The organism is Streptomyces sp. NPDC050658 (assembly GCF_044457025.1).
GTDB lineage: Bacteria > Actinomycetota > Actinomycetes > Streptomycetales > Streptomycetaceae > Streptomyces.
In genome coordinates, this window is sequence record NZ_JBITGM010000001.1 from 117938 (window position 1) to 124511 (window position 6574).

General features: G+C 70.3%; 6 protein-coding genes. All 6 read left to right on the forward strand.

The window, feature by feature from the left end:
- Nucleotides 1–57 precede the first annotated feature (57 nt).
- The 6 genes from ACIBKX_RS00605 (at nt 58) to ACIBKX_RS00630 (ending at nt 6428) form a co-directional block, all read left to right on the forward strand.
- Nucleotides 58–828 carry a DeoR/GlpR family DNA-binding transcription regulator gene (locus tag ACIBKX_RS00605; protein WP_363275404.1) on the forward strand — a complete coding sequence of 257 codons (771 nt, stop codon included), beginning with the start codon at nt 58–60 and terminating at the stop codon, nt 826–828.
- 147 nt (nt 829–975) lie between these two features.
- A complete protein-coding gene (locus tag ACIBKX_RS00610) occupies nt 976–2340 on the forward strand; it encodes a sugar ABC transporter substrate-binding protein (RefSeq protein WP_363275405.1) in 1365 nt (454 codons plus the stop codon).
- On the forward strand, nt 2337–3293 hold the full coding sequence (locus ACIBKX_RS00615) for a sugar ABC transporter permease (protein ID WP_363275406.1): 957 nt from the start codon (nt 2337–2339) through the stop codon (nt 3291–3293). Before ACIBKX_RS00610 ends, ACIBKX_RS00615 begins: the two co-directional genes overlap by 4 nt.
- Nucleotides 3290–4126, forward strand: coding sequence for a carbohydrate ABC transporter permease (locus ACIBKX_RS00620; RefSeq protein WP_363275407.1), 837 nt, complete (start codon nt 3290–3292; stop codon nt 4124–4126). Before ACIBKX_RS00615 ends, ACIBKX_RS00620 begins: the two co-directional genes overlap by 4 nt.
- The gene (locus ACIBKX_RS00625; RefSeq protein WP_363275408.1) at nt 4123–5112 is read left to right on the forward strand and encodes a zinc-dependent alcohol dehydrogenase family protein; all 990 of its coding nucleotides are present in this window, start codon (nt 4123–4125) and stop codon (nt 5110–5112) included. Before ACIBKX_RS00620 ends, ACIBKX_RS00625 begins: the two co-directional genes overlap by 4 nt.
- Before the next feature lie 92 nt (nt 5113–5204).
- Nucleotides 5205–6428, forward strand: coding sequence for a TerD family protein (locus ACIBKX_RS00630; RefSeq protein ID WP_363275415.1), 1224 nt, complete (start codon nt 5205–5207; stop codon nt 6426–6428).
- Nucleotides 6429–6574 lie beyond the last annotated feature (146 nt).

Here is a 6574-nt window from a genome sequence, read left to right on the forward strand (position 1 = left end):
TGTAGAACTTCCCCACAGGGCCCGAACGGGCATCCAGCGAGGAGGGAGGCGGCGGCCGTGACCGCGGAAGAACGTCAGCGCAAGATCGTCCGGGCGGCGCGGAACTCCGGTTCCGTGGACGTCACCCAACTCGCCGCCGAGCTGGGCGTCGCCAAGGAGACCGTCCGCCGCGACCTGCGCGCCCTGGAGGACCACGGCCTGGTCCGCCGCACCCACGGCGGCGCCTATCCCGTGGAGAGCGCGGGCTTCGAGACGACGCTCGCCTTCCGCACCACCATGCACGTCCCGGAGAAGCGCAGGATCGCGGGCGCCGCCGCCGAGCTGCTCGGCGATGCCGAGACGGTCTTCGTCGACGAGGGCTTCACCCCGCAGCTCATCGCCGAGGCGCTGCCCGAGGCCGCCCGGGGCCGCGCCCTGACCGTGGTCACCGCGTCCCTCGCGACGGCGGGCGCGCTCGCCGAGGCCGAGAACATGTCGGTGCTGCTGCTCGGCGGCCGGGTCCGGCCCGGCACCCTCGCGACCGTCGACCACTGGACGACGCGGATGCTGGCCGGATTCGTCATCGACCTGGCGTTCATCGGCGCCAACGGCATCTCCCGTGAACACGGCCTGACGACGCCTGATCCGGCCGTCAGCGAGGTGAAGGCGCAGGCCATCCGGGCCTCGCGGCGCACCGTGTTCGCGGGCGTGCACACCAAGTTCGGGGCGGCGAGCTTCTGCCGGTTCGCGCACGTCGGCGATCTGGAGGCCATCGTCACGAGCAGCCGGCTGCCCGCGTCCGAGGCGCACCGCTACTCGCTCCAGGGGCCGCAGGTCATCCGGGTCTGACGCCACCAGCGGCACGTTCGACACCTTCGGCACCTTCCGGCGCCGTCCCGAGCTTCAGCACGCCCTGAAACACCCCCGACACGGCCTCACCACGCCTCACCACACCCCCACGCACCCCATAAGTCCCCATGAAGTCCAGGAGCATCCATGCGAACCCAGAGCCGACGGAGGCCGCGCGCGCTAGCCGCTGCCGCCGCAGGGACGCTGCTTGCCCCGCTGCTCTCCGGCTGCTGGGCCGGGGCCGGCGGGACCGGAGGCGGCGACTCCATCAACGTACTGATGGTGAACAACCCGCAGATGGTCGAGCTGCAGAAGCTGACCGCCGCCCACTTCACCAGGAAGACGGGCATCAAGGTGAACTTCACGGTCCTGCCCGAGAACGACGTCCGCGACAAGATCAGCCAGGACTTCGCCAATCAGGCGGGTCAGTACGACGTCGCGACGCTCAGCAACTACGAGATACCGATCTACGCCAAGAACGGCTGGCTGCACGAGCTGGGTTCGTACACCCGCAAGGACAAGGCGTACGACGAGCAGGACGTCCTGCCGTCCATGCGCCAGTCGCTCACCGGCGACGACGGCAAGCTCTACGGACAGCCCTTCTACGGAGAGTCGTCCTTCCTGATGTACCGCAAGGACGTCTTCAAGAAGGCGGGCCTGACGATGCCCGAGCACCCCACCTGGCAGCAGGTGGCGAAGCTCGCGGCCGATGTGGACGGTGCCGAGTCCGGGATGAAGGGCATCTGCCTGCGCGGCCTTCCCGGCTGGGGCGAGCTGATGGCGCCCCTGACGACCGTGGTGAACACCTTCGGAGGGACGTGGTTCGACAAGGGGTGGAAGGCTCGCCTCGACTCACCCGAGTTCGAGAAGGCAACTCGCTTCTACGTAGACCTCGTCCGCGAGCACGGCGAGGCCGGAGCCGCCCAGTCCGGCTATGCGGAGTGCCTGAACAACCTCACCCAGGGCAAGACCGCCATGTGGTACGACGCCACCGCCGCCGCGGGCTCCCTGGAGTCCGCCAAGTCCCCGGTCAAGGGCAAGATCGGCTACGTACCGGCGCCCGTCGAGAAGACGAGGAGCTCCGGCTGGCTCTACACCTGGGCCTGGGGTCTGCAGAAGGCGTCCCGGAACCCGGACAAGGCCTGGAAGTTCGTCTCCTGGGCGTCGAGCAAGGAGTACGAGGAGCTGGTCGGCGAGCAGATCGGCTGGTCGAACGTCCCCGCGGGCAAACGCGCCTCCACGTACGCCAACCCCGCGTACCGGAAGGAAGCCGCCGCCTTCCAGGACGTCACCCGCGCCGCCATCGAGGGCGCGCGGCCCCGCGATCCGGGCGTGCAGCCCCGGCCCGCGCCCGGCATCCAGTTCGTCGGCATCCCCGAGTTCACCGACCTCGGGACAAAGGTCTCCCAGGAGATCAGCGCGGCCATCGCCGGGCGGCAGTCCGTCGACTCGGCCCTGAGGAAGTCGCAGCAGCTCGCCGAGAAGATCGCCGAGGAGTACGAGGGACGATGACCGCCACCGCGAGCACCACCGCCGTCGGGCACGCACGCGTGCCGACGGCCGCCAAGCCACCCGTACCGGGAAAGCTGCGCACCTGGGCCACCAGGGCCCCGCTGCTGCCTGCCCTGATCTTCATGGTCGTGGTCACCCAACTGCCGTTCGTGGCCACGCTGGTGATCTCCTTCTTCGACTGGAACGCCCTCTACCCCGACGCCCGCAGCTTCACCGGCCTCGCCAACTACTCCGAGGTCCTCACCGATCCGGACCTGCGCAAGTCCGTCCTGACGACCATCGTGCTCACGGCCACCGTCGTGATCGCGAGCCTCGTCATCGGGCTCGGCCTCGCCCTGCTCCTCGACCGGAAGTTCCGGGGGCGCGGAATCGTGCGTACGTTGCTGATCGCGCCGTTCCTTCTAGTCCCGGTGGCCGCCGCGCTGCTGTGGAAGCACGTGCTCTACAACCCCGAGTACGGGCTGTTCAACGGCCTGCTGCACTGGGTGGGCGGCGACGGCGCGGCCCAGCCCGACTGGGTGTCCAACACCCCGCTGATCGCGATCGAGCTGTCCCTGATCTGGCAGTGGACGCCCTTCATGATGCTGATCCTGCTGGCCGGGCTGCAGAGCCGCGACACCGAGCTGATCGAGGCGGCCCGGATGGACGGCGCGAACAACTGGCAGGTGTTCCGCTTCCTGACGCTGCCGCATCTGCGCCGCTACCTCGAACTGGGCGCGCTGCTCGGCTCGGTGTACATCGTGCAGAACTTCGACGCCGTCTTCACCATCACCTCGGGCGGCCTCGGCACCGCCAACCTGCCCTACACCGTCTACCAGAGCTTCTACCAGGCCCATGAGAACGGTCTGGCGTCCGCCGCCGGCGTCCTCGTCGTCATCGGCTCGATCATCATCGCGACCTTCGCCCTGCGGGTCGTCTCGTCGCTGTTCCGTGAGGAGGTGGGCCGCGCATGAGCACGGTCACGACGCGCCTACGGCCCCGAGCCCTCGGCCTGACCGCCTGGCTGGCCGGCATCCTGTTCTTCCTGCCCATCGCCTGGATGACGCTGACCTCCTTCCACTCGGAGGAGGACGCGGCGACCAACCCGCCCTCGCTGGCAGCCTCGCTCACCCTGGACGGCTACCGCGACTTCTTCGGCACGGGCGGCGGCGCGAGCCCCTGGCCCGCGCTGATCAACTCGACGGTGGCGTCGGTCGCCTCGACCCTGTGCGTACTGCTGCTGGCACTGCCCGCCGCGTACGCCCTGTCGATCCGCCCGGTGAAGAAGTGGACGGACGTCCTGTTCTTCTTCCTGTCGACGAAGATGCTGCCGGTCGTGGCGGGCCTGCTGCCGATCTACCTCTTCGCCAAGAACACGGAGCTGCTCGACAACATCTGGCTCCTGGTCATCCTCTATACGTCGATGAACCTGCCGATCGCGGTGTGGATGATGCAGTCCTTCCTCGCCGAAGTACCGGTCGCGATCATCGAGGCCGCGCAGATCGACGGGGCGCGCCTGCCGACCATCCTCGCGCGCGTGGTGGCGCCGATCGCGCTGCCCGGCATCGCGGCGACGGCCCTGATCTGCTTCATCTTCAGCTGGAACGAACTCCTCTTCGCACGGGTGCTCACCGGCGTCGTCGCCCAGACCGCGCCCGTCTTCCTCACCGGCTTCATCACCAGCCAGGGCCTGTTCCTGGCGAAGGTGTGCGCCGCGTCGCTCGTGATCTCCCTGCCGGTGCTCGCCGCGGGGTTCGCCGCCCAGGACAAGCTGGTCCAGGGCCTTTCGTTGGGAGCAGTGAAATGAAGGCCGCCGTCATCGAGTCCGTCGGCAGGGCAGTGGTCGCCGAGGTGCCGGACCCGACACCCGGTCCGCGCGACGTCGTCGTCGAGGTCGCCGCGTGCGGTCTGTGCGGGACGGATCTGCACATCCTCCAGGGCGAGTTCGCGCCGACTCTGCCCGTGGTGCCGGGACATGAGTTCGCCGGGGAGGTGGTCGGACTCGGCAGCGAGGTCACGGAGCTGGCCGTCGGCGACCGCGTCGCCGTCGACCCCTCCCTCTACTGCTACGAGTGCCGCTACTGCCGCACCGGCCACAACAACCTCTGCGAGCGGTGGGCGGCGATCGGCGTCACCACGGCGGGAGGCGCCGCCCAGTACGCGGTCGCGCCCGTCGCCAACTGCGTACGCCTCCCGGAGCACGTCCGCACCCAGGACGCGGCGCTCATCGAGCCGCTGTCCTGCGCGGTGCGCGGCTACGACGTGCTGCGCGCGCGGCTCGGCGCGCACGTCCTCATCTACGGCTCGGGGACGATGGGCCTGATGATGCTGGAGCTCGCCAAGCGGACGGGGGCGGCGAGCGTCGACGTCGTGGACCTCAACCCGGACCGCCTCGCCACGGCGCGGCGGCTGGGCGTCTCGGGGTCGGCCGCGGGCGCGGACGAGCTGGAGCGGCCGCAGGGCTGGGACATCGTGGTCGACGCGACGGGGAACGCGGGGGCGATCCAGGACGGGCTCGGGCGGGTCGCCAAGGCGGGTACGTTCCTGCAGTTCGGGGTGGCGGACTACGCCACCCGCGTGAGCATCGACCCGTACCGGATCTACAACCAGGAGATCACCATCACCGGCTCGATGGCAGTGCTGCACAGCTACGAACGGGCGGCGGAACTGTTCGCCGGCGGCGTCCTGGACCCTGACGTCTTCATCAGCGACCGGCTCCCGCTGACGTCGTATCCGGAGGCCTTGTCCCGTTTCGCGTCGGGGGTGGGCCGGAAGATCGTGGTGGTGCCGTAGCGGACTGTGGCGGAGCCGGTGAGGGGGAAGGAAAAATTCCCAGGTAAGGGAACGGCAAAGCCGGGACGTTCGTTACCCCGTGCATGACCGCAATGACACCCGGCTCGAACATCCCTCTCACCGCCACCCGCGTAGCGGTGGACGTCGCCGCACCGGTGCGGCTCGACGTATCGGGCCTGCTGCTCACCGCCGACGGCAAAGTTCGCTCCGACGACGACTTCATTTTCTTCAACCAGCCCTCGGGCCCCGGCGTGACCTACCAGTCGGGCGGCGGCACGACGCCCGACAAGATCACCGTGGACACCACCGCCGTCCCCTCCGGCATCGAGAAGATCGTCGTCACCGCGAGCCCCGACGCCGCGGGCCAGACCTTCCAGGGCATCGAGCCCACCGCCACCATCCGCAACGCGGACGACGGCTCCGTCCTCGCCACCTTCACGCCTCCGCAGCTCGGCGGCGAAACCGCCCTCGTGGTCATCGAGGTCTATCTGCGCAACGGCGCATGGAAGGCCCGCGCCGTCGGCCAGGGGTACGCGAACGGCCTCGCGGGCATCGCGACGGACTTCGGCGTCTCCGTGGAGGAGCCCGCCCCGGCGCCGGCCCCCGCCCCCGCCCCCGCCGCCCCGATGGCCCCGCCCACCGGCGCCCCCGTCCAGGGCCCGCCCCCGCCGGTCGCGGACCCCCGCGTCGCCGCCCCGGCCCCGGCCGCCGCGCCCGCGGCCCCCGCCCCCGGCGCCGGGAAGATCAACCTGGACAAGGGCCGGGTCAACCTGCAGAAGAACCAGACGGTGTCCCTGGTCAAGGGCGGCCGCCCGCTCCTCTCCCAGGTCAAGATGGGCCTCGGCTGGGAGCCTGCGTACCGCGGCAAGGACATCGACCTGGACGCCTCGGTCATCGCGTACGGCCCGCAGCGCAACCACGTGGACAGCTGCTACTTCGGCAAGCTGTCGATCGTGAACGGCGCGATCAAGCACTCCGGCGACAACCTCACGGGCGAGGGCGGCGGTGACGACGAGGTGATCGTCGTCGACCTCGGCCGCCTTCCGCAGGACGTCACGGGGCTCGTCTTCACCGTGAACTCGTTCTCCGGGCAGAAGTTCACGCAGGTCGCCAAGGCCTACTGCCGCCTCCTGGACGCGGCGACGGGCGAGGAGCTGGTCCGCTTCGACCTCACCAACGCCGAGGCGCAGACCGGCGTGATGATGGCGAAGCTCATCAAGCAGTTCACCGGCGAGTGGGAAATGACCGCCATGGGCGACTTCGTGAAGTCGCGGACGGTCCGCGGCATGGTGAAGCCGGCGGCGCAGGCGCTGTAGCAGCCGACCGCCGCACGCGTACGACGCAGGGGCGGGGGGGGCCGGGGGGGGGGGCCCCCCCCGCGCCCCCCCCGGGGGGGGGCGCGGGGGGGGGCCCCCGCCGGGGGGGGGGGGGGGGCCCGCCCCCCCCGCCCCCCCCCGCGCAG

Bases quoted from the DNA above. Each gene is read 5' to 3' on its own strand.
- ACIBKX_RS00610 (WP_363275405.1), top strand. From the start codon at position 976: ATGCGAACCCAGAGCCGACGGAGGCCGCGCGCGCTAGCCGCTGCCGCC.
- ACIBKX_RS00615 (WP_363275406.1), top strand. From the start codon at position 2,337: ATGACCGCCACCGCGAGCACCACCGCCGTCGGGCACGCACGCGTGCCG.
- ACIBKX_RS00620 (WP_363275407.1), top strand. From the start codon at position 3,290: ATGAGCACGGTCACGACGCGCCTACGGCCCCGAGCCCTCGGCCTGACC.
- ACIBKX_RS00625 (WP_363275408.1), top strand. From the start codon at position 4,123: ATGAAGGCCGCCGTCATCGAGTCCGTCGGCAGGGCAGTGGTCGCCGAG.
- ACIBKX_RS00630 (WP_363275415.1), top strand. From the start codon at position 5,205: ATGACACCCGGCTCGAACATCCCTCTCACCGCCACCCGCGTAGCGGTG.